The following is a 22,866-nucleotide window of genomic DNA, read 5'->3' on the forward strand; positions in this document are numbered from 1 at the left end:
TCGACTGGGATGGCCGGCGCCAGATCCTGGCCGTCGAGATGGCCAATCGCGAGAGCCGCTCGGCCTGGAGGGACTTCCTCGTCGCGCTGAAGGCGCGCGGCCTCAAGGGCGTCGAGCTGGTCGTGTCCGACGACCATGCCGGCCTGGTCGCGGCGATCGGCGAGGTGATCCCGGAAGCGGCCTGGCAGCACTGCTACGTGCACTTCCTCAGGAACGCGCTCGATCACCTGCCGAGGAAGCATGGCGACGACTGCCTGCAGGAACTCAGATGGCTCTACGACCGGCGCGATCTCGCCGAGGCCAAGGCCGATCTCGCCGCATGGCTTACCGGCTACGCTGTTCAGCGGCGCTGCCGGTGACCATCAGGTGGGGGAGTTTCAAGTGACCATGCCTAGGGGATTTTGACCGACCCAGGGTTTTTAGATCTCTCAGTTCACGCGGGCCAAGTGAACAGGCTCCTTTGCAAAGCGGAAAACCGGTCGCGTCGGCCCACATGCGATGCAGGATGAGGCCCAGTTTGCGGGCCACCGTCCCCTGCTCGTGCCACGCCGCCTGGCGATGTTCATGCTCATGCTCTGAGGCTCGATACCTTATTCGAGCGCACCAGCAGGGTGCAGCCGGCTCATAATGCGGGTGCGTCCAAGTTCATCGGCTCATCGGCTGACCTCTGCCTGGATGTCGCAGGACTGGTAGCGCGCGCCAGCGTCATCCCAGATGTGCCGCCGAACTGTTCAGACCGGTACGTGTTAGATTCCACCCAAGGGTTTGTTTCGCCCGTTAAGGGGCAACTGACAGGAAATCTCTTGGGATTGCCGGGGCAACGTTGCCGCCGCCGCCCCATATCAGCTTCGAAACGGTTCGCCAAAACGACCCGAAAGCGCCCGCTGCATGGTGGCAGACGTTTCTTCCTGGCGGCGATGAACGTCCAAAGGCTCGGCCAATTTATCGAGTCTCAATCCGACGGTCTCGATGATCGGCATCTTCGCTTGGGCCAGACCTTGGAGGCGCGCCAGCAAAGCGTGCTTCTTACGCACCTGATGGGGTTGGAAGGAATCGAACCGGCGAGGTGTGATGGAGTCACCTAGGACGAGATCGTCACTGGCGACTGCCCCTTCCAGCAGCTCTTTGCCAGCTTGCGTGCGGCAAATGACTCCGTTGAAACCGGAATCTTCTTCGGTGGGATCGGCGCCCGGCCAGACATCGGTCGCGACTATGTCGGACGCCTCTCCCAGGGCGTCGGGACAGAACTTGCAGCGTGTCTCGATATCCCCCTCATCTTTCCAAAACTCTGCATAGGTGATTTCGAAAGCTCGCCCGTCCCGCGTCTCCACGCGAATTCGACCGGGGTTGCCGAACCCCCTGTACCGGAAAAGCGCCAATTCCGATTCAAGCACTCCAAACTGGTTGAGCAGTTCGGTCGATTTGCCGAGGCGCGATTGACCGCCGCAGACCAGCGTGAGCCTCGCGACACAGACCCTGTCGATGCGATCGTCGATTTTCGACAGCCTATGCACCGCTCCAAGGTCGCAAGGCTTCGCTATGATTGCGAATGGCTCCTCGAGTTGAAGGGCATTTTCGAGGCCCGCGAGCGGAGCTACTGGTCCATAACGTGAGCCGGCATTGCGCTGCACTTCTTTAGGCGTCCTGCTCATCCTCCATCGGCTCCGCATGGGCATGTCCGGGTCGGGTCCGACATGGAGGATCAAATTCGCTTTTTTTGTCTCGAGCAGATGGCATCCGAGCGCTGTGAGCACACCGCCGCTGGAGGACGCGAAACGGCGCTCTGCGTCGCCTGCCCACCCATAGTTCATCGAGAAATATGAACCCCAAACTAAATCTGTGTGGGGTGCATTTTCGAGCCGTGACTCTGCGATGACACCCGGACAAGCCGCCAAGATTCTGTCCTCTTCTTGTCGGGTGAACTTATTGACGATCGAGGGACGGAGCGCCCCATATCCTGTCAGGTGCATGGGGACTCGACCGACCGTAACGGCCTCACATAGTCCGCAGCCGATACAAAGCCCCGAGGAGACAACCTCCACTACAGACGTCGCCGTTCGCCCGATGTCAGGGAGGTTGGTTTCGTTTCGCTGTTCCATCAGGTCCTGTCGCTATCTCGCCTAAAGATCTGTTTGGCTCTTCAGTTGATTCCTACGACCGGATCAACAAGGAATTCGTCATCAGGATTGTTTGTCCAGGAAAACTTCGATGAAATATAGAGTATCCATACTCGAAAGTTGAATTGCGATTAAAGATAAAGTATAGAGTTGTCGACATTGTTCTTACACCTGCCGCTTTGTGCGCCATTGCAGGCAAAACGACGCCTGCTCCTTAATAATGTCAGGCCGAATTAGGCGGGCGCTCAACATCGGGAACGGGCGTTGCCAGGGAGAGCGCGGGAAAGTGCTCGCGGACCCATCCATTGTCGTAGATGGTTGACAGGTATGGATGCCCGAGATCAGGGGCGATAATGACAATGGTCTTGTCCTCAAGACCATGTTCATCAATATAGCGCTCTGCGGCGGTGATCACGCTGCCCGTCGATCCGCCGACAAGGAGACCTGATTGCCGGGAGAATGATCGGCATCGCAATACACTCTCCTTCTCTTGGACGTGCATTACTTCGCTCGGACTTGCGTCGACGATGGATACAAGAGGGGGCCGATGACTGGTTCCGATACCTGGAATGAAGCGTTTTCCCGCTCGATCACCGAAGGTTACAGAGCCAGCCGCATCGACCGCTATCACTTTTGTCAGAGGCGCGTTGATCGCGAAATACTTGACGCAGCCAAACAATGTTCCGGTCGTACCTGCGCCAACGAACAGATAATCGAGCGCCGGGAACTCCGCGTGTATCGAGGGGGCAGTTTCGCTATAGTGCGCAGCGACATTTGCTTCGTTCGCGTATTGGTTTGTCCAGAGCAAGCCCGGACGCCGGCCTATTGTCTGCCGAATATAGGCTATGCGTGTACCGAGGTATCCGCCATTATTGTCTCTGGTCGAAATGACCGTCACCTGAGCTCCGAGACATCGGATTTGCGCGCTCTTTTCTTCTAATACATTGGCATCAACGACGCATTCAAACGGAATACCCCGCGCAGCGCAAATCGCCGCTAGTGCAATGCCGAGGTTCCCGGATGAGGATTCGATAATGCCCTCGAAGTCATTGGGTTTCGTCGCTAGCACTGCGTCAAGGAGATACCGAGCGGTTTTAATTTTTACCGACCCGGCGGGGTTAAATCCTTCGATCTTTAAGATGACTTTATTGCTGCCTCTATTAATATGGCGCGAAATATCGAGAAAAACTCTATCGCACACCAGGTCATCAATTGAATGTGAAATCATGTCTATAACACCCGATTACTGATAGATTTTACGTCAACAGAAGTCTAGATGTCAAGTATGTACATCGTTAAGGTTTTAATCGACCGATATTTCAGGTCAAATATTTAATTGTTATAGATGTTAAAGACATATGGAAAAATTTACAAGAATTTCATTTGTGCTGATGGCTCGGTGCATCTCAAGGGCGCAATGAGTGAGCCGAGCTGCATGCGATTAGGGCACGGCTGCGCGGCGGCATCTTCAACAAGGCGGGCCGCGGCGAGTTTCGTTGCCCCTTGACGCGCCCGTCGGCCCGATCACGCGCCGCATTCAGCGCGCGGAATCACTGCGGCCACCGTCTTGGTATCGGCGCCAGGCCGACGCGCATCGCGCTGCCATCGATCTCATGCTCATGCCCGCATCTCGAGTGGCTTGCCGTTTCCGCTGATCCGGGGAATGCCTGGCTAGAGGTTCCGCCGCCGCAATCGCCGGCACGAAGGCAGCAGAACTTGCTGCACCGACGCGGCTCTGTCTGCCCGCTTGGCGGCGCCAGGCGAACCTGCTGCGGCCTAATGCCATACCGGCGGGTAACCCCGGAAATGACTGCGCTCGGTTCCAGCGTCTTCGCGATGACCCGAACTTGTCATACACCGACCACTGATGCAGACCGCCAGCACCGGTGATCACCTCGAAACGCAGAGGCTGCCGCTCCGCGTCAAGCGTAGATCAAGTCCAGACACAAGCCGATCTCCGAACCCGATAAAGGTTCGGCAACCTCAAGATTGCGGCCACTCCCGAAAGGTGCTCCGGAAACACCGCTCTGATGTCCGCTGTCAAGGTTAGGCGCGCCGATGATCACCCGGTCCGAGGATCGGCTGCCATGAGGATGGTCGCGCATGGATGGAGGCGGAACTGAAGGATGTCGGTGATCAAGCTCTGATGCGGGGGTTGGCTACCGCATTCCCGATTGTGCGTCCGGGGCTGTTCCTATCTTACTGGCGTCGGCGGTTGGCCGGCCACAAAGCGTCTGACGGGCATTCCCCTGCCGTGGTCCCGCCTCCGCCCATGCGCGAGATGTTCGCCGTCGCGGCGGGCAATCAGGTGGCGCGCGCCTCCCTTGCGACAGCCCACATGAAGCCGACCAGTTCACGGGCGATCGCGGTGCAGACGACCGTTGTCCGTTTGCCCCGTGCGCTCAGCATGGGGTAGCGGGCTGTCAGGTGGGACTGTGCCCTCCAGGCGATCTCACGCACCTTCGGTGGCGCCTGCTCCAATCGGTATAGCTTCGCCTTGGGCGAATGCCGGTACGTCCAGGCGCTCTCGACCAACATTGCGAACACGACCGTTGCCTGCCTTTGTGATGCCGCCGCGCCGGACTGAGCGCTCACCCGGAACGAGTCCGAGATATGCCATGAGCTGACGTGGGCTTTCGAACGGGCTAGCGTCGCCGACTTCGGTGACGAGCGTCACGGCGCGACGATCAGGTCTACCCCGCGCAATGTCTGAAGCGCCCACGCGATCGGCGCCAGCGACCAGGCCGGACGAACTCTTCGATCACACGCTCCACCCGCTCGACCCGTTCTTTCGAGACGCGAACCGCCTCGAGATCCCGTATGGATTCGTGCCCTTCATCGGGAACCCACACCGCGGTCAGCTCGCCGGCGCGCAATAGCCGGGCAAGGGAAATGGCGTCTCGGCGGTATGTCTTCACCCGATCGCCAGGCTTCCTCGGTAACAATGATGGCGCAACCACGGTGCACTCGTGCCCGAGCGACCGGATCAGGCGATAAAGGCACATACCCGGTCGGCCCGGCCTCATAGCAGAAATGCACGTGATCAAAGCGGCTGGCGATCCGGCCTATGACCCGCCGCATGCTGGTGCCGACGCGTTGACCTCACCGAAGAAGCGAACCTCTCCCTCCCGGCCCGCCTCCGCAGTCGCAATAGCGTTCTTCAGCTTCGCAACATCGATTCAGACAAATGCTTCTCTATAATTCGCCACGGCTCGTCCTCCTGTGGTGAGGATCGGCTTGGCCCGCCCGAGCAACCCTCGGACGCGCAATGTAGGGCGAGCCACCTCACCGGCAGAGGCGGACATACGGTCTTACGATCGAGCCACGCAGGCAGAGATTCTAGAGCTAGGAAGATGGTAGCACATGCACAGTTTCAAGCTGGCTCGCTTGAACGTCCAGCTTGGTCCCAGGCCCGCCACACGATAATAAACAAACGAGTAACTGATCTTCAAATAAGCTTAAAGAATCTTTACACCCGCAAACGCCCAAAAGGATATGTTAACTCACAAGGTGAGTCAGGCACGGCTGAAAAACCGATTTACACTCGGACCGCCGAACAGTACGCAACGTCGGAGTTAACGGCCAATGGCAAGAAGAGTGCTCATCCTGGTTGAAGGGACAAGGGGTAACGGTCTGCCATACGTAGAAGCGGCCTACCGTCTCGGTCTTAATCCAATTTCCCTGTCGGCTGACCCAGCTCAGTACAACTATCTCGCAGCGGAAAATATTGAGGCTATCCGCATCGATACGAACAATCTCGATGCGCTGATCCACGAATGTTCCCGACTGCGTTCGACCTATGACATCGCAGGAATTACGAGCGCCAAGGAGTCGTTTTATGCGACAGTTGGCAAGCTCTGCCGTCATTTCGATCTACCGGGACCGAACCCCGAATCAATAGAACAATGTTGCGACAAATTCACTCAACGTCAGCTCCTCGCGGAGGCGGGCATTCCGATACCGGCTTATCGGCTGGCAGCAAATGCGACAGAAGTAGAAAGCTGTGCAGCGGACATCGGCCTGCCGGTGATTGTTAAGCCGGCCTTAGGCAGCGGCAGCATTGGTGTTCGATTGTGCCGCGACGTCGAAGAGTTGGCCGACCATACAACCTATTTGTTGGGCGGACAGCACAAATGGCCCTCTTCGCCAAGGGTACTGATCGAGGAATTCGCACAAGGACCTTATTATTGGGCCGACATAATGGGAGATCAGATCATTGGAATTGGCAGCGGTGAGGACGTCCCTCCACCGCATTTCGTCGGTGGTGAGTGCACCATTCCGGCCCAGCTGACCGATGACGAGCACGATCGTATCGCCGATGTGTCGCTAAGCTGTTTGCGAGCTCTCGGCCTCGGCTGGGGTCCAACGGGCATTGAATTCCGGTGGACGAAGCGTGGCCCAGTCGTCATTGAAGTCAATCCGCGGCTTCATGGCACGCCCGCTCCCCAACTGATTCAGCTGGCTTACGGTATCGATCTCATCACCGAGCACATCAAGCTTGCCATCGGCGACGAATGGGATTTGCGCAGAAGGCATTCGCACACCGCGGCGGCGCGGATCCTAGTTCCTGATCGCGATGGCACCCTCGATTGGATCGATGGATACAGTCAGGCGGCTGCTGTGCCAGGTGTCGCCGAGGTCAAACTGTATGTTGGACCCAAGACGCCGATCGTCAGACAAGGCGATTACCGTGACTGGATCGGACACGTTATCGCTGCTTCACCCAGCAGTGCTCGGACCGAGGCGATACTTCAGCAGGCCGTGGACTTAATCGGCTGGTCAATCATACCATTTCCGACCCCTGGCGAATAGGAACAATCTGCGGCCTACCTCCGCACCAGCGCCAGTTGCTAAACGCCGCCAAGGATGCGAGCGAGGGCATGCTGGCCGTATCGGCGATCTCTAGGTGCCGCGACCGATCCACGATCCGAGCATCTTCGCCAGACCTTGCCTCGCGAAGTGCATCGTCGGCGGCGTCTACGCCTCAAACCTCCTCGAACACCACGAACGTATGGGAGCTGTCGCATTGGCTATCACCACCATCAACGTCATCACCAGCACGAACCAGACACACATGAGCTCGTCCTAGATGTAGGGTCCATCTCGCTTCTAGATGAAGGCATATCCAATCTGCATTTGACGAAAACACCATGTGCCACTGATTATCGCTGATAATGCTTTTTTGGCCGTAGAGTACTCAAATTCGGGAAAATACGCGTGGTCAGCATTGAAAAGTTAAGGGGTATTCAGGGTAAGGCAACTGCTTGGCGCCGACACCTCCATAAAAATAGCGAGCTCGATTGTCGGGTACTCGATAAAGCCGGTTTTGTGACCGAGAAACTCTCTTCGTTCGGCATCAATCACATCGAGAGGGGCATCGCTGAAACCCGTATTGTTGCTTTGATTCTAGGCGAAGGCAGAGACGGGCCGACGACCGGCCCACGAGCGGACGTGGACGGCCTGGCCAATGCTTGAAGCCTCAAACAAGCTGGCGGCGTCGAGGAAATCCCGGAAAGATGCGTGCATGTGGCCACGAGGGTCACCCCGCTATGCTGGCCGGGAAATACCTAGCAGCTACGGACAATTTCCAGCGGTCCGTTTCCTTGATCTTTCAGCCTGCGGAAGAAGATGTAGATGGCGGCCAAGGGATGGGCCAGGAAGGGATCATTATAGCATTTCCCAGGTTTTTGGCATGCACAATCAGCCGGGCCTGAAGATTGGCAAATTCGGGATTTTCGATGGGCCGATCCCGCCCGCGCTTTACGAGTTTGACATCATCGTGAAGGGCAGGGGCGGCCATGCGGCGAGCCCCAACCCTACCATCGATCCCATTGTCATAGTAGCTAGGTCCTCATCGGCCTACAGACGTTGGTCTCGCGCAACACCGACTCGATGGAGCCGCTCGTCACCTCCGCTACCAAGTTGGGCCGCCGGCCGGGCCTACAACATCATTCCAGAACACTATGAAATCGCCGGCAGCCGCAAGGACACTCTCGCCCGCGCCGCGGGGCTTCGCGAACGACAGATCGCTGAGGCGTGCGCGGGGTATCGCGTGCGGAAGTCGAGTTCAGGCACCCGCGCCTCGAGCGTCTCATGGTCAATCCACGGACGGGACCAATCGGGCGGTCGAGGCGGCACGAGGTCTCGAAGGCCTGCATCTTTGGGAATAAGATCAAGCCGAGCATGGATCGGAGGACTTGGCCTACATACTTGAGGTGCGGCCCGGTGCTTGCATTTTACTTGGCAACGGCCCGACCGCTGCCCTGTACAACCCGGCATATGATTTCAACGACGAAGCCCTGCCGTATGGCATTGGCTTCTGGGTAAGCTTGGTCGAGACGGCTCTGCAAAGACATCCTGGCCGGTCTAGAAAGGGGATTAAAATGAACTTGTGGATAAATCGCAGACGTTTCATGCAAACGACGTCGTCGGCTATCGCAGCCGGCGCATTGTCGTCGGTTCGTCGCCCGGCTTCGGCCCAATCATCGGGTGAGTTAAGAGTGACGGTGGGCGGGGGCGATTGGGGTAAAGCCAACATCGAAGCCTATGTCAAACCATTCGAAGCTGAGACAAGTGTCAAGGTGACGCCGATCACCGACGATACAAATTTGGGCCAGATTGAGTTGATGGTGAAATCGGGCGACATCACGCTTGACGTTGCCACACTAGGGCAAGGTTCTGCCCTTACCGCAGCTCGAAAAGGCGTCCTCGAGAAGGTCGATTATTCGGGCTTCAAGAAGGAAGAGCTGGACGGCATTTTTGAATTCGCCAAGCAGCCGTTCGGCATTGCCGCGCTCATCTATTCGTACAACATGGTATACAACACTGAATCGTTTCCTGCTAGCAAACCGCGACCCATAACCTGGGCCGATTTCTGGAACGTCGAGAAGTTTCCGGGCGTTCGAACGCTGGTGTCAGGGCAGTACGGATCAGAAGGGCCTTGGGAGGAGGCTCTGCTGGCGGATGGTGTATCCGTGGACCAACTCTATCCGATGGACATCGATCGCGTCTTTGCCAGCCTAGATAAGATTAAGCCGCATATACGCAAGTGGTGGGGCACAGGCTCCGAAATCCAGCAAATGTTGCATGATAAGGTGGTCGACCTCGCGCAATCATACGACGGACGGGCGCTCCTTCTGATGGACCAGGGGGCACCAACCGACATCAATCGGAATCAGGCAAAGCTACAATGGGACTATTGGGTGATCCCCAAGGGGGGACCCAATGTGCAGAATGCGCAGAAGTTCATCGAGTTCGCCACTCGCGCTGACCGCCAAGCGGCATTCGCGCAGCTATTTCCCGAAGGTCCAAGCAACCGCAAGGCCTTCAAATTAATTCCAGATAAGGTCGCCCGCAAACTTCCTACCTATCCTGACTATATGAAGAGCAGCGTTTCCGTGAATGGGCAATGGTATAATGATATCGGGCCGGATGGCCTTTCGAATACGGAACGGCTCACCCAGCGCTGGAACGAATGGGTTCTTCAATAGACCTGGTTTCCAGTGGAGTTATCAGGCAAGGCGGACGGTCCGCTTCGCTTGCCGATCGCGAGATCAGGTATCCAACGTGTCTATCACCCCGTGTTTTTGGCAAAACCTGGAGTTTGCGCACAATGGCGCCGAAGACCGGCTGGGCGCAGGAGGGCTACCCTTTGCTCGGTCACATAGAGTGGGGCGGCAGCTATAGTTAAATAGCAGGATCCTGTCAGCTGTCGGATCTGCTGGAGGAGCAACAGTGAACATTTATGCACCCCACCGTTCCAATGAGAGGTTCACGCATTGGTGAAGAACCCCGTTCTGCCGCAGATTGAATTCCGCAGTGTCACTAAGACTTACGGAAAGATCACTGCAGTCAGAGATTTGTCATTGACAGTTGGTTGTGGCGAGTTCCTGACAATTCTCGGTCCGAGCGGTTCGGGCAAGACCACAACCCTGATGCTGCTCGCTGGCTTTGAGGCCCCAACTGCGGGTGATATCTTGATCGCAGGGCGCTCCGTCGCCGCAGTGCCTTCCTATCGGCGCGACCAAGGCATCGTTTTCCAGAGCTACGCGCTGTTTCCGCATCTCACGGTGACACGGAACCTGGAGTTCCCGCTCGAAATGCGCGGCATAAACGCTGCTGAGAGGACAACACGGGTCCGCCGCATGCTGGAGCGCGTGCACCTCGGTGATTTTGGCGGCCGTATGCCGTCGCAATTAAGCGGCGGCCAGCAGCAGCGCGTGGCGCTTGCCCGCGCGCTGATCGCAGATCCGCCCTTCCTCTTGCTGGACGAACCGCTCGGCGCCCTCGATCGTAACCTCCGCGAGCAGATGCAGATCGAGATGAAGAGCCTGCACAAAGAGTTCGGCACCACTACGGTCTGCGTTACACACGACCAAGAGGAGGCGCTCACCCTGTCGGACCGCATCGTCGTCATGCGCGCGGGTCAGATCGAGCAGACCGATAGCCCGGAGGCCCTCTATGACCGGCCGGCAACATGCTTCGTGGCAAAATTCTTGGGCGAGGCCAACATCCTCGAAAATTGCAACTTCGAGCTTGAAACCGACGCAGCGCAGCCGTCCGGCACCGTGGCTATGATCCGGCCCGAACGCATCTGCATTGTCGCTCCTGATGCGGCGAATCGCGGCGATGCAGACCGGCGTCAGTCCATCACTGGAACCGTCGACGATATGATTTATGCCGGCCCCTTGCGGAAATACCATGTGCGCGTCGGGAGCAGCGTTTTCATCGTGCGTGAACACGTCGCCGCAGGGCAGCCAATCTTCCGACCCGGCGACGGGGTATGCTTGGACTGGCTGCGGTCAGACATTCGTTTCGTCGCGGCGTGAGGCACCTGAGGGTAGACTGATGAAGATCTTTCAAAAATTGGGTCAAATGCCGATTGGGCTCACCGTACCGGCCTTCGCCATCTTGCTCATAGTATTCGGCATGCCGATCATCCTTTTGTTCCTGTCCAGCATCAATGCACCGGCCTTTTCGGTAACCAACTATTATAAATTCTTCAGCCAGCCGGCGAACGTCCGCGTACTATTCCAAACCATCGAAGTGAGCGTCCTGGCCACAGGCATGTGCCTCATCGTCGGCTATCCCACGGCCTATCTGATCGTGACCGCTTCGAAGAGAGTGCGCTTGACCCTCATTGCGCTCGTCATCATCCCCTATCTCACCAGCGGGTTGGCTCGTACCTATGCATGGATTGTCATTCTCGGCGATCGCGGCGTGATCAACAATCTGTTGCTCCACCTCGGTGTGATCCACAGCCCACTGCCGCTCATCTACAACCGCACGGCCGTGTATATCGGCATGGTGCACATCATGCTGCCGCTGATGATCCTGCCTCTGGTTAGCGCGATGATGGGCATCGACAGGTCGCTGATGGCGGCGGCGCGCAGCATGGGAGCCCGGCCACTCGCAGCTTTTTGGCGGGTGTTCTTCCCGCTCAGCTTGCCAGGCGTGCGCAGTGGCTCACTGCTTGTCTTCGTGTTCTGTCTGGGGTTCTACATAACGCCAGCTGCCCTCGGCGGGTTGCGCGATGCCATGCTGTCAACCTTTATCGCCGCGCAGGTCACAAGCTCCTTCGAGATCTCAAAAATCGCCACCTCGGCCTTCATCCTCCTTGCCATCGCCGTCGCGGTGCTTTCCATGTTAGGGCTCAATCTCGCGGGTGCTCAAGGCCGCGCGGCGACATCAGCGCCTAGGTCTTGGGTAGTGCGGCTGCCCATCTTTGCCATGCGGAAACACTATTTTAGTGAGTTTCCCAATCGCTATCGGGCGAAGCTTTGGACGACCCAGCTCTACCAGGCAGGAGGTAACAGCCGCCTGTCGAACATCGTCGGCGCGGTGTTCGTATTGATCGTCATGGTCTACCTTCTTTCCCCTGGCCTCATCGTCGTTATCATGTCATTCAGCGCCGGGACTTTTCTCGAGTTCCCGCCCTCGGGCGTTTCGCTGCAATGGTATCGATCCTTCTTCGGCGACCCGTCCTGGAATGGGGCCGCTTGGACCAGCATCCAGATCGGTATAGCGGTGGCTATCCTGTCGACGGTCGTCGGGACGCTCGCGGCCTATGGCCTCAACCGCACCCATCCTCGGCTACGCGGCTTCCTGACAATGACGATCCTTACTCCGGTCACCATTCCCGTCATCGTCGTAGGCATCGCGACCTATCTCGGGCTGGTCAATCTCGGACTGATCGGCTCGAAAACTGGGATCGTCCTAGCCCAAAGCCTCGGTGCCATTGGCATTGTCGTCGTGATCGTATCGGCGACGCTGGCTAATCTTGATCGAACGCTGGAGCAGGCAGCCAAAAGCATGCGGGCGGGGCCGCTGCAGACTTTTTTGAGGGTAACGCTGCCATTGATCCGGCCGGGGGTTATCGGCGGCGCCGTATTTGCTTTCCTCCACTCCTTCGATGAAGTGGTCATCACATCGTTGGTTAGCGGGTACTCGATCCGCACCCTCCCACTCAAAATGTGGGAGAACATACGCAACCAGATCGATCCCACAATCGCCGCGGTGGCCTCCCTACTAATGCTTGTGCCCGTGCTTTGGCTCATTGTCCTCTATCTCATGTGGTGGCGGGCCCGGCCGAGAGATCATCACACGCTTTCGGAACTTGCGACTTGAGCTGCGGGCTTTCTGGCTGCGTCGCAGCTCGTTGCCCCGATTTGCCGACGATCGGCCGATTGCCCGTCTGCAAGAAATATACGCCGGACTCGATCCTGTTCTGCTGTTGCGCGATATCGGCGACATGCTGGAGCGGCACGCTGCGTTCGCCGATACTTCGCGGCCGCCCCGCCTTCACGGGGCAGCTGTGCCGATTGGACAGACAGTTCGAAATACCTCGCGTTTGGAACCGAATTTTGATTCACTTGGTGCGTTGATTTGCTCGGAGGCAGTGGACGCGGGGACAGGCTGGTTTCTGGGATATTGACGAGCGATATGTCGGGCCGAGCAAGGCCAGTGGCCCGCCGACTACAACACCGCGCGGCTGCACTCCTAAATCGCCTGGAAGACACCGGCCGAGTTCGCCAGCACCTTCAATCCGCGACGGTCGCTCGCGCTGCGCTGTGCCAAAGGCTCCGCGCCAGCGCCCGTCGCTTCACGCTCAGCAGGGCAACCCACGCCGGAAACGAACTCAAAACTGGATAGAAACTGGGGGCAACGTCACAGTTCTTCCTTTGGAAATCGAGCAGCGGCAGTTGCGTCAAGCCGGCTGGCGGCCATCTAAGAACGCGATGGTACCGCGCGGGACATTATATTGGCGAATTGAAGACACGCTGGCGCATACTTGCAAAGCGAGGACCGCAATCCCGGCGCCAAGGTCGCCCGTTATTCACAAATAGGCAGAACAATGAGCGAAGCACCACATCTTACCGTCGATCTTGATGAGCCCGGCGTGAGCAGGGGGCATCTTGTTGTCCCGGGAGGTGGCGACCGTGCGGAGCTTTCGCTCCCGGTGTTTAGTCTCAATAAAGGAGAAGGACCGCGTCTTCTTGTCACCGGCGGAAATCATGGCAATGAATTGGAGGGGCCAATTGTCGCGCGGCGGCTTATTAAGTGGCTCCCAGAAGCGCAAACCTGTGGGCGAGTCATCGTCCTGCCAGTGCTCAATCCATTGGCCGTGGAGGCATGGAGCCGCAATACTCCCCTCGACGGGTTGAACCTCAATCGGGTTTTTCCGGGCCGCGCCGACGGTTCGGTGACTGAACGAATCGCGGATGCGGTTTCGAGGGTATTATTGCCAATGGCCGACACCGTGTTTGATCTGCACAGCTTCGGACCAACGTGGGATTTCCCACCGGCGGCCACGACGCACCCCATTACCGATCCCGGTCTCATGGCCAGGACGGTGAGAATGGCGGAAGCGTTCAAATTGCCATTGACATTGGTCTGGCAACACAACGACACGGCTGGAATGTTTGATATCACGGCCCAAAACCAGGGCAAGGTATTTGTTTGCACTGAATTCGGCGGCGGCACGGTCGGCGCAGACAATCTCGCGATCTACGAGGCTGGAGTGCGCAACGCGCTCATCGCGCTCGGGCTGATTGAGGGGGAGGCCGAGTATCCAACTTTCCGTCAACACAAGTCCGGACAAACGCTCGAAACGCGCCCCGCCGACGAGTTGAAGTCGCCTGCGGCGGGCATCTTCGAACCTCGCTGCTCGGTGCTGGATGAAGTGAAGCAGGGAGATCTCATAGGTATCCTGCATCCGATAGATTCGCTGTCCGCCGAGTCCATTAATATGCACGCGCCCGAAACCTCCATCGTCTTGGCCGTAGCATCAGGGGCGCATGTCGACGCCAACAAAGTGGTAGCGCTAGTTGCGCGGCCGCTGAAGAAATAAGAGGCGGGTGGCAACTGGCGCCTCGCGTGTCAGTAGCGGAAAGAATTTCGTCAGGATGAATCGAGTGACCGAATTGCAGATCAAAGACGTCCTCCTTGCGCCTGGCACCGGCGCATTCTTCTACGACGATCAAGCTGCCATTGGCTCGGGCGCAACCCAGAACGGTTTCATCTATGTCGGCGAACCGAAAACGCCTGGGTTCAATTCCATTCGCATTCCAGCATCTTCGCTCAGCATCGGGCTTGTCCTTGCCGACGACACTGTCGTTTGGGGCGACATGATGAACGTGCAGTACTCTGGTGCCGGCGGGCGCGATCCCGTGTTTGAAACCGCTCAAATCTCGGATTTGACGTCGCGCGTTGTGGTGCCCCGGCTTCTTGATGCCGATGCTTCTCGTTACCTTGATGCCTGTGCGACGGTTCTCGAGCCTTGCAAACATAAGCGGCTACCTCTCGCTATTGAGTATGGCGTGAGCCAGGCGCTCCTTCGTGCAGCGGCTCATCTTCAACGTATGACGATGGCGGAGATCATATGCAGTGAATTTGATCTACCGCTGCCAACGCGCAGGGTCCCGATTTACTGCCAGAGCGGCGATGCCCGCGAAATCAATGTCGACAAAATGATCTTGAAGGCGGTGGATGTGCTTCCCCATGGCCTGATCAATTCACGGCAGAAATTCGGTCAATGCGGCCAGACTTTCCTTGACTTCGTGAAGTGGGTTGCGACGCGCACGCGCGAACTCGGCCGCCCGGGGTATCATCCGGTGCTTCATTTCGATGTGTACGGCTGGATTGGCCAGGAAATCGGCCTGGAGCCGCAAAGCATTGCCGATTTTATCTGCAAGGTTGCCGATACCGTTCCGGGTTTTACGATCAACATCGAGTCCCCGGCGGACTTTGGTTCTACACGGGCTCAAATTGAGAACTACGCCAAGATCGTATCGATTTTGGACAACCGGGGTTCCAGCGCACGCATTGTCGTAGATGAGAGATGCAATACGCTTGAGGACATTCGGCTCTTTGTCGAAGCCAAAGCGACGCATCTGGTCCAGATCAAGACACCCGATGTCGGCTCAATTGCCGATACGGCGCGCGCCGTTCTCATCTGCAAGCAGAATGGGGTAGGGGCCTATGTCGGGGGAAGCTGCACCGAGACGGATCTCTCCGCCCAGGCTTCTGTCCACGTATCGGTGGCAACCCAGGCCGACATGATGCTTGCGAAGCCCGGAATGGGTGTCGACGAGGCATATTCCATCGTCGGGAACGAGCAAAACCGCTTGCTGGCGATGCTGAATCGTCGTCGAGTTCGAGCCAAAAACGTTGGATGAGAGGCGCGGTGTCGCATGCAGAACTCTCTCGAGGGGATCACTGTCGTAGCCGTGGAGCAGGCCGTGGCCGCGCCTTACGCGTCGTCTAGGCTCGCGGATGCCGGTGCCCGGGTGATCAAGATCGAACGGCCCGAAGGGGACTTTGCCCGAAGCTACGACAAGTTGGTCCGAGGGCAAAGTGCTTACTTCGTCTGGCTTAATCGGGGTAAGGAATCGGTGTGTCTGGATCTGAGGTTGGAGGCGGACCGCGAGGTCCTCGACACGCTCATTGCCGAGGCCGACGTCTTTATCCAGAATCTGAAGCCGGGCAGCATCGAAAAACTAGGTTTCGGGTCTGCTGACCTGCGCCGCCGATTTCCGCGCCTGATAACCTGTGACATCTCGGGTTTCGGTGACAAAGGGCCTTATTCACACTTGAAGGCCTATGATCTCATCGTCCAGGCCGAAACAGGTCTATGTGCGATCACCGGCAACCAACAAGGGCCCGCACGTGTCGGGGTCTCGGTCTGTGACATCTCAGCGGGTATGACAGCGCACAGCGCCATTCTTCAGGCGATGTATCACCGCGAGGTCACCGGCGAAGGGACCAGCATTCAGGTGTCACTGTTCGATGCTGTCGCTGACTGGATGAATGTTCCGGTTCTGCAAAACGACTATAGCGACTACCACACGGAACGCGCCGGTGTGAAACACCCGTCTCTGGCGCCATATGGCGCCTATCGTTGTGCCGATGGGAAGGACGTCATCTTTTCGGTTCAGAATGACCGCGAATGGGTGAGTTTTTGCGAGAAGTTCCTCAAGCAGCCGGAACTTACACGCGCACTTGGTTTTGCCGATAATATGGAGCGCCTCAGTCACCGTGCGCAACTTGATAAGATCATTGAACGGCGGTTCTCTGAACTATCCTGCCAGGCAGCAATGCAGGAGCTTGAGGCGGCCGGACTGGCATATGGCCGACTGAGCGAAGTGGCGGATGTTTCAAGACATCCACATGTCCGCAGAGTCGAGATTGGCACGCCTGAAGGAAGCGTCGAGACGATCGCGCCGGCGGCAATTTTCAATTATGAGCAGCCCTCGCTACGCCCAGTCCCGGCTCTTGGCGCTCATACCGAGGCTGTCCGCGAGGAGGTTCTAGAGCTTTTGCGCGACAGAGCCGCGTCAGCGTGAGCGCGCGTCTGAGTATGGGGAGTGCGCTTGCGTTTGCGAAAAGCCTGTGTACCTCGGGATCATCTCAGCGCGTCGGCCATCCAGCAAGCCCACTGCCGTTAGGCTCGCTAGATTGATTGCAGAGGTGACTCCATGATCGCGGACCCCCTTCCATCAGTTGAAACCGCGATGTCTGTACCACGTTGGAGATCCCTGCTCTTCGTACCCACTCACGTACCGCGCTTTGTGGAGACGGCCCATGAGCGGGATGCGGATGGCGTCATACTCGACCTCGAGGATTCCGTTCCCCAGGATCAGAAGGGAGAAGCACGGCGGCAGCTTCCTGAATGCGTGGCCAAGGTGAACCGGAAAGGCGCATCGGTTTTGGTCCGCGTTAATCATGGTTTGCGCGCTTTGGCGGCCGACCTTGACGCAGCAGTGATAGCGGGTGTTGACGCGCTTGTTCTTCCGAAGACGGATTCGGCAGAGTGGGTACTTGAGATCGCCAATGCAGTTTCAGAACTTGAACGGGAAAGAAGTCTTCCGCTGGGACGCATCCGGTTCCTTGCCCAGATCGAGACCCCGGGCGCCTTGCAAAGGCTCCCGGCGATTGCGTTGGCACATCCCAGGATGGTCGCAATGGCGCTTGGTCCCGAAGACTTCAGTGCTGCCGTTGGCGGGGTCCCGGAGTTCGACCTTCTCCTGGGGCCGAACCTTTCCGTTCTGTTTGCCGCCCGTGCGGCAGGCTTGCTCCCGCTGGGCTTCGTAGGGAGCATCGGCGAGTTCTCCGATAGTGATAAACTTCGTGAAGCCGCGACGCGTGCGCGGCGGCTTGGCTTTGTCGGAGCCTTGGCGATCCATCCCACACAGGTTTCCATATTCAATGAGGCCTTTTCGCCAAGCGCACAGGAACTAGAGTGGGCCCATCGTGTCGTCGCGGCAGAAAACGATGCCGCCGCGCAGGGCAGAGGTGCTTTCGCCTTGGACGGAAAGATGATCGATGCACCGGTCGTTCGAAGGGCCCTCGAAATCCTCGCCATACGCCAGAAAGCCTAGCTGGGCGTGCGTGTCCTTAGCGACTCAAGAGCCCAGACGGGATGACACGAGACCACGCGGTCCAATTGCCTCGCCCGAGGGTCTCTACAGTGGCACAATTATTGCTGTCGCGCCATCGCATTTCGAGATAGATTACATAAATTGGAGTTGGCCCTCGGAAGAGTACCCGTGGAAATCAGGCAGTTAAGATATTTCGTCGGCGTGGTTGAAGCGGGCAGTTTTACGAAGGCCGCCGGCTTCCTTAATGTCGCCCAGAGTGCGCTGAGCCTACATGTGCGCCAACTGGAGGAAGGGTTCGGCACCCAGTTGCTGATACGCGATAGGACCGGCGTGAGTGTCACGGCGTCGGGAGCCAAACTCCTCGATCGGGCGCGGGCGATTCTCAGGGAAATCCGACTTACCGAAGTGGAATTGACCAACTCAGCTGCTTCCCCGGCGGGGGAGGTGACTATTGGCATTCCGTCTGGAGCTGCTCGAGTCCTAAGCGGCCCGCTGCTTGAGTCGGTAAGAAACGAACTGCCCAAAGTTTCCCTTAAGATGGTCGAGGGCATGACTGGACCGCTAGAGGAGTGGATGGCTGCTGGACGCTTCAATCTGGCAGTTCTCTACCGCACCGCGGACAGTGTGGGGCGAATGACTGTCTTGGCGCGCGAAGACCTCTGTCTGGTGGTGCCGTCAGGCGAGCCGCCTTTCGAGGAGACGATATGTCTGACGGACCTGCATGCGTTCCCCTTGGCGGTTCCCATGCGCAATAACAACGTCAGGCGCTCGGTGGCTGACGTCGTCGCACAACACGGCTGCGCCTTGGATGTCAAGTTTGAAGTGGACTCGCTCTCAACGATCATCAACATGGTCGTAGAGGCAAAAGCCCATTCTATTCTGGCCCCGTCCGCGGTCCAGAAAGAAGCCTCTCAAGGGCTGGTGCGGACTGTCAAGATCGTCGATCCGGTGATTACACGCTCGGTTGTGCTTGCTGTAAATCCTAAAGATGAGCGTTCCGCGGCCGTCTCCGCGGTCCGCAAGCTCATCCCCAAGGTCGCCAGAGAATTAATTGAGAGCCGGGGCTGGGCAGCCGCGGCTCCTGACGCGGCCTGACAGCCGTCGATCTATAAAACACGACCTTTTTTACCATGGATTAGATCGATCTGGATTCCAGATGGATTTCGGCACTAATCGATATTTGACCCGCCGCGACCGTCGCGATGAAACTGACTCAAGCGAGTTGCCGGTTTCAACGTCGAACGGCACTCGCATGGCTGGAATTCACACAAGTGGAGCACGCGATGTCCCACGCCAGGAGCCACAAGCTCTTCATCAACGGCAAATGGCGGGCCGGTGGTAGCAAAGCCACGTTGCCGGTGATTAATCCGGCAACGGAGAAGGTATTTGCCTCGGTGGCCTCGGCGACGGTGTCGGATCTGGATGAGGCCCTGGCTTCGGCAGAACGCGCCCGCAAGGCTTGGTCTTCATGGCCTGCAAAAGAACGTGGCGAGATCCTGGTAGCAGCCGCAAGAATCTTGGCAACGAAGATTGAATCAGCAGCCAGGGACCTGGCGGCCGAACAAGGAAAGACGATTGCCGAAGCGACAGGTGAGTACACCCGTGCCGTCGAAACGCTGGAGTGGAACGGCAGGCATGCCGAAGAGCTGTCGGCCCCTATTCCGATGGGGCCGAACCGGATGATCGTCCCGGAGCCGCTCGGCGTCGTTGCTGCCTTTACGCCCTGGAACTATCCGGCCGTCCTCATCGCCCGCAAGCTCGCCCCGGCACTGGCGGCAGGCTGCCCGGTGATCCTCAAAGGGGCTGAAGAGACGCCGAGCGTGGCCGTCCATATCGTTGAATCATTGCGCCAAGCAGGCATCCCCGACGGCGTGGTCAATCTTGTCTTTGGTGTTCCGGTGCACATATCGCGGCATCTGCTCGGTTCGCCAATCGTGAAGGTGTTGACTTTCACGGGCTCCACGGCGGTTGGAAAACAGCTGGCCGCACTAGCGGCGAATAACTTGCAGCGTTGCGTTCTTGAACTCGGCGGGCACTCTCCGGTTATAGTGTGCGAGGATGCGGACCTCCCAAAGGCCATACAGGCGATCTCGGAATACAAGTTCGAGTGCGCGGGCCAGAGCTGCAATGCGCCCAGCAGGATCCTGGTCGCGCGGCCACTCTACGAGGAATTTCTGACCCGGATGACGGAGGCGGTCCGCAAAATCAGGATCGGCGTACCAGACGACGCTGCAACGGACATGGGTCCGATGGCGAACGCGAGGCGAATCGAGGCCATGCAGCGCCTGACCAAGGACGCGGTCGAACGCGGCGCCCGCATCGAGACCGGTGGCGCCCGCCTCGACCGACCGGGCTTTTACTGGCCGCCAACCATCCTGACGGGCGTGCCAAAGGATGCCAGAGTGCTTCATGAAGAGCCCTTCGGACCGATCCTCACGGTGGCGCCGTTCGAAGGTATCGAAGAGGCAATCGAGGAGGCCAACGCGACCGATTACGGCCTGGCCGCGTATTTGTTCACTGGCGCTGCCGACGCGCAACAGATGATGATTAACGGCCTTTCGGCAGGCGCTGTCAGTGTGAATTACCTGAAGGGGGTTTCCGCGGACGCGCCTTATGGGGGCGTCAAGCAAAGCGGCTATGGATACGAGGGCGGCGAGCAGGGGGTGCGAAGCTTTCAAATCCTCAAGATGGTAAATGGCCTCGGATCATTTGGATAAGTTTTCGTGGATCGAAGAACACGGACCATCGCCGGCAAGGATATCACAAGGAGCGTTGCCGACGCCCTTCAGTACATCTCGTACTACCATCCTCCAGATTACATCCGGTCTCTTTCGCAGGCCTATGCGGGCGAACAGAGCCCTGCGGCGAAGAATGCCATCGGGCAGATTCTGCTGAACTCCCGCATGGCAGCCTTCGGGCGGCGGCCGATCTGCCAGGACACCGGCCTTGTGGTGGTCTTCGCGAAGGTCGGCATGGACGCCCGCATCAAATCAACGGTCAGTTTCGCCGACCTTGTGAATGAGGGCGTCCGTCAGGCCTATCTCGACCCTGACAATCCCCTTCGGGCATCGATCGTTGCCGATCCGCTCGCCGGACGGGTCAACACCCGTGACAACACTCCAGCGGTCATCCACGTCGACCTCGTACAAGGGAACCAGATTGAGATCACCATCGCCGCAAAAGGCGGCGGATCGGAGAATAAGGCACGCTTTACCACCTTGAACCCCAGCGGGTCTGTTTCCGATTGGGTGGTTGAGACAGTCTCGACGCTTGGCAGTGGGTGGTGTCCGCCCGGCCTGATCTCCGTTGGCATCGGTGGTAGCGCTGAAAAGGCGATGCTGCTTGCCAAGGAAGCCATGAACGAGCCCATCGATATAGCGGAACTGATCGCCAGAGGGGCGTCGAGCGCGGAGGAGGCACTGCGGATTGAACTTTATGAACGGATTAACGCGCTGGGCATCGGCGCTCAGGGCCTTGGTGGCCTGACGACAGTCGTCGATGTCAAGGTTGCGACCTATCCTACCCATGCAGCGTCCAAGCCCGTGGCGCTCATTCCGCAATGCGCCGCCAACCGGCACCTGAAGTTTACCTTGGATGGCTCTGGACCAATCAGGCTGGAGCCGCCCGATTTGTGCGAATGGCCCGACATTGGAACCGACGAATTGAGTCCAGCATGCGTACGAAGAGTCAACCTCGGCGCGTTGACCAAGGAAGAGACGGCATCGTGGCGCTGTGGTGAAACGCTCCTTCTGTCCGGAAAGATGCTGACAGGCCGTGACGCGGCCCACAAGCGCATGATCGAGTTGATCGACGCCGGCAAGCCGCTTCCGTTCGATCTGCAGGGACGCGTGATCTACTACGTTGGACCCGTCCGCGCCGTGAGAGATGAGGCCGTCGGACCGGCTGGCCCAACAACCTCCAGCCGCTTGGATGATTTTACGGACAAGGTGCTCGCCGGAACCGGGCTTTTCGCGATGGTGGGCAAAGCGGAGAGAGGGCGGGCAGCCATCGAGTCAATTGTAAGACACAAAACGCCGTATCTCATTGCAGTTGGGGGGGCTGCCTACCTGATATCAAAATCGATCAAATCAGCGCGGCTCATTGCCTTTGAAGATCTGGGCATGGAAGCAGTCTATGAATTCGAGGTGAAGGATATGCCTGTCATCATGGCTGTCGATGTTGAAGGAAACTCCATTCACAATTCCGGACCTCTTGAGTGGCGCAAGCGCATGGCGGCGGACAGCATCGCACGCAACATCGGCGTTTGAGCCTTCCGAACAAGCTCGGTTGGTTGGCGTCAATTCCATTGGTGACAACGGCTAAGAGCAGAAGGTCATGAAGTCGAAACCCAATCCTGCGCGCCTGGACGCTTGGGACTTCCGCATTCTCTCAGAGATTCAGTCAGACGGCCGGATTTCAAAAAGCGAGCTTGCAAAACGCGTCCATCTTTCGGCGTCGGCCTGCTCGGAGCGGCTCCGTGCACTTGAGGTCGCAGGGATTATTGAGGGATTTCACGCGCGACTGAGTCCCGCCCTCATCAGCGGCATGGTCTTCGTCATGGTGGAGGTCGTATTGGATCGTCATCGCCTCGAGGACCAAAGACACTTCGAGACGGCGATGCAGGAATATCCGGAAATCCTGGACTGCTGGGCTATCGGCGGGCGGATCGATTATCTAATGCGCGTCGCATCTCTTTCCATGGCTACCTATCAGGATTTCATGGAGGGACTGCTGCAGGCAGGCTTGGGGATCGATCAATATTACAGTCTCGTCGTGACCAAACCGGTGAAATCCAATGCGCCGATTCCCTTGTCGTCACTAACGCAACGGTAAACTCCCCGTGCCCTTGGTTTCCACGGGATTGGATCTTC

General features: G+C 58.0%; 16 protein-coding genes and 3 pseudogenes. 16 read left to right on the forward strand and 3 right to left on the reverse strand.

From position 1 onward, the window contains the following. Positions 1–341, forward strand: a pseudogene (locus tag YU3_RS37550) (transposase); the annotation flags it as partial. A gap of 501 nt (positions 342–842) precedes the next feature. On the opposite strand, the gene YU3_RS37555 reads toward YU3_RS37550, so the two are convergent. The 3 genes and pseudogenes from YU3_RS37555 to YU3_RS37560 all read right to left on the reverse strand — a co-directional run bounded on the left by YU3_RS37555 (position 843) and on the right by YU3_RS37560 (position 5,296). After that, complete coding sequence (locus YU3_RS37555) at positions 843–2,099, reverse strand: Coenzyme F420 hydrogenase/dehydrogenase, beta subunit C-terminal domain (RefSeq protein WP_084508325.1); 1,257 nt, start codon at positions 2,097–2,099, stop codon at positions 843–845. A 241-nt stretch (positions 2,100–2,340) separates the two neighbouring features. Next, positions 2,341–3,345, reverse strand: a complete 1,005-nt coding sequence (gene sbnA, locus YU3_RS0125475; protein ID WP_027168857.1) for a 2,3-diaminopropionate biosynthesis protein SbnA — start codon at positions 3,343–3,345, stop codon at positions 2,341–2,343. Between the two features lie 1,076 nt (positions 3,346–4,421). Beyond that, positions 4,422–5,296 (reverse strand): annotated as a pseudogene (locus YU3_RS37560) (transposase). 406 nt (positions 5,297–5,702) lie between these two features. Between YU3_RS37560 and YU3_RS0125485 the strand changes: the two are divergent. The 15 genes and pseudogenes from YU3_RS0125485 (at position 5,703) to YU3_RS0125550 (ending at position 22,828) form a co-directional block, all read left to right on the forward strand. Next, positions 5,703–6,929, forward strand: a complete 1,227-nt coding sequence (locus YU3_RS0125485; protein ID WP_027168859.1) for an acetyl-CoA carboxylase biotin carboxylase subunit family protein — start codon at positions 5,703–5,705, stop codon at positions 6,927–6,929. A 405-nt stretch (positions 6,930–7,334) separates the two neighbouring features. Further along, entirely contained in the window at positions 7,335–7,592 is a 258-nt protein-coding gene (locus YU3_RS42290) for a hypothetical protein (protein ID WP_027168860.1), read from the forward strand. Between the two features lie 74 nt (positions 7,593–7,666). After that, on the forward strand, positions 7,667–7,831 hold the full coding sequence (locus tag YU3_RS42295) for a hypothetical protein (protein WP_348631193.1): 165 nt from the start codon (positions 7,667–7,669) through the stop codon (positions 7,829–7,831). A gap of 483 nt (positions 7,832–8,314) precedes the next feature. Further along, entirely contained in the window at positions 8,315–9,607 is a 1,293-nt protein-coding gene (locus YU3_RS0125500) for an extracellular solute-binding protein (protein WP_348631194.1), read from the forward strand. Positions 9,608–9,895: 288 nt separating this feature from the next. Next, the gene (locus tag YU3_RS0125505; RefSeq protein ID WP_027168862.1) at positions 9,896–10,945 is read left to right on the forward strand and encodes an ABC transporter ATP-binding protein; all 1,050 of its coding nucleotides are present in this window, start codon (positions 9,896–9,898) and stop codon (positions 10,943–10,945) included. 19 nt (positions 10,946–10,964) lie between these two features. Then, on the forward strand, positions 10,965–12,743 hold the full coding sequence (locus YU3_RS0125510; RefSeq protein WP_036259562.1) for an ABC transporter permease subunit: 1,779 nt from the start codon (positions 10,965–10,967) through the stop codon (positions 12,741–12,743). 337 nt (positions 12,744–13,080) lie between these two features. Continuing rightward, a pseudogene (locus YU3_RS41865) lies at positions 13,081–13,212 on the forward strand (IS3 family transposase); the annotation flags it as partial. A 258-nt stretch (positions 13,213–13,470) separates the two neighbouring features. Continuing rightward, a complete protein-coding gene (locus YU3_RS0125515) occupies positions 13,471–14,466 on the forward strand; it encodes a succinylglutamate desuccinylase/aspartoacylase family protein (protein WP_027168864.1) in 996 nt (331 codons plus the stop codon). Positions 14,467–14,539: 73 nt separating this feature from the next. Continuing rightward, positions 14,540–15,793, forward strand: coding sequence for a methylaspartate ammonia-lyase (locus YU3_RS0125520; protein WP_027168865.1), 1,254 nt, complete (start codon positions 14,540–14,542; stop codon positions 15,791–15,793). 15 nt (positions 15,794–15,808) lie between these two features. Next, positions 15,809–16,960, forward strand: coding sequence for a CaiB/BaiF CoA-transferase family protein (locus YU3_RS0125525; protein ID WP_027168866.1), 1,152 nt, complete (start codon positions 15,809–15,811; stop codon positions 16,958–16,960). A 132-nt stretch (positions 16,961–17,092) separates the two neighbouring features. Further along, positions 17,093–17,995, forward strand: a complete 903-nt coding sequence (locus YU3_RS0125530; RefSeq protein WP_036259567.1) for a CoA ester lyase — start codon at positions 17,093–17,095, stop codon at positions 17,993–17,995. A gap of 168 nt (positions 17,996–18,163) precedes the next feature. Next, entirely contained in the window at positions 18,164–19,090 is a 927-nt protein-coding gene (locus YU3_RS0125535) for a LysR family transcriptional regulator (RefSeq protein WP_027168868.1), read from the forward strand. 188 nt (positions 19,091–19,278) lie between these two features. Beyond that, the gene (locus tag YU3_RS0125540) at positions 19,279–20,712 is read left to right on the forward strand and encodes an aldehyde dehydrogenase family protein (RefSeq protein WP_027168869.1); all 1,434 of its coding nucleotides are present in this window, start codon (positions 19,279–19,281) and stop codon (positions 20,710–20,712) included. A 6-nt stretch (positions 20,713–20,718) separates the two neighbouring features. Next, positions 20,719–22,263: a fumarate hydratase gene (locus YU3_RS0125545; RefSeq protein WP_027168870.1), complete on the forward strand. Its 1,545-nt coding sequence runs from the start codon at positions 20,719–20,721 to the stop codon at positions 22,261–22,263. Between the two features lie 67 nt (positions 22,264–22,330). After that, positions 22,331–22,828 (forward strand): Lrp/AsnC family transcriptional regulator, encoded by a 498-nt coding sequence (locus YU3_RS0125550; RefSeq protein WP_027168871.1) that lies wholly within the window; start codon positions 22,331–22,333, stop codon positions 22,826–22,828. Positions 22,829–22,866 lie beyond the last annotated feature (38 nt).

It is taken from the genome of Mesorhizobium sp. WSM3224, from assembly GCF_000427725.1.
Lineage (GTDB): Bacteria > Pseudomonadota > Alphaproteobacteria > Rhizobiales > Rhizobiaceae > Mesorhizobium.

What these genes read in the sequence shown, in the direction of transcription:
- YU3_RS37555 (WP_084508325.1), bottom strand. Translation starts at nt 2,099, where the DNA reads ATGGAACAGCGAAACGAAACCAACCTCCCTGACATCGGGCGAACGGCG.
- sbnA (WP_027168857.1), bottom strand. Translation starts at nt 3,345, where the DNA reads ATGATTTCACATTCAATTGATGACCTGGTGTGCGATAGAGTTTTTCTC.
- YU3_RS0125485 (WP_027168859.1), top strand. Translation starts at nt 5,703, where the DNA reads ATGGCAAGAAGAGTGCTCATCCTGGTTGAAGGGACAAGGGGTAACGGT.
- YU3_RS42295 (WP_348631193.1), top strand. Translation starts at nt 7,667, where the DNA reads ATGCTGGCCGGGAAATACCTAGCAGCTACGGACAATTTCCAGCGGTCC.
- YU3_RS0125510 (WP_036259562.1), top strand. Translation starts at nt 10,965, where the DNA reads ATGAAGATCTTTCAAAAATTGGGTCAAATGCCGATTGGGCTCACCGTA.
- YU3_RS0125515 (WP_027168864.1), top strand. Translation starts at nt 13,471, where the DNA reads ATGAGCGAAGCACCACATCTTACCGTCGATCTTGATGAGCCCGGCGTG.
- YU3_RS0125525 (WP_027168866.1), top strand. Translation starts at nt 15,809, where the DNA reads ATGCAGAACTCTCTCGAGGGGATCACTGTCGTAGCCGTGGAGCAGGCC.
- YU3_RS0125530 (WP_036259567.1), top strand. Translation starts at nt 17,093, where the DNA reads ATGATCGCGGACCCCCTTCCATCAGTTGAAACCGCGATGTCTGTACCA.
- YU3_RS0125540 (WP_027168869.1), top strand. Translation starts at nt 19,279, where the DNA reads ATGTCCCACGCCAGGAGCCACAAGCTCTTCATCAACGGCAAATGGCGG.
- YU3_RS0125550 (WP_027168871.1), top strand. Translation starts at nt 22,331, where the DNA reads ATGAAGTCGAAACCCAATCCTGCGCGCCTGGACGCTTGGGACTTCCGC.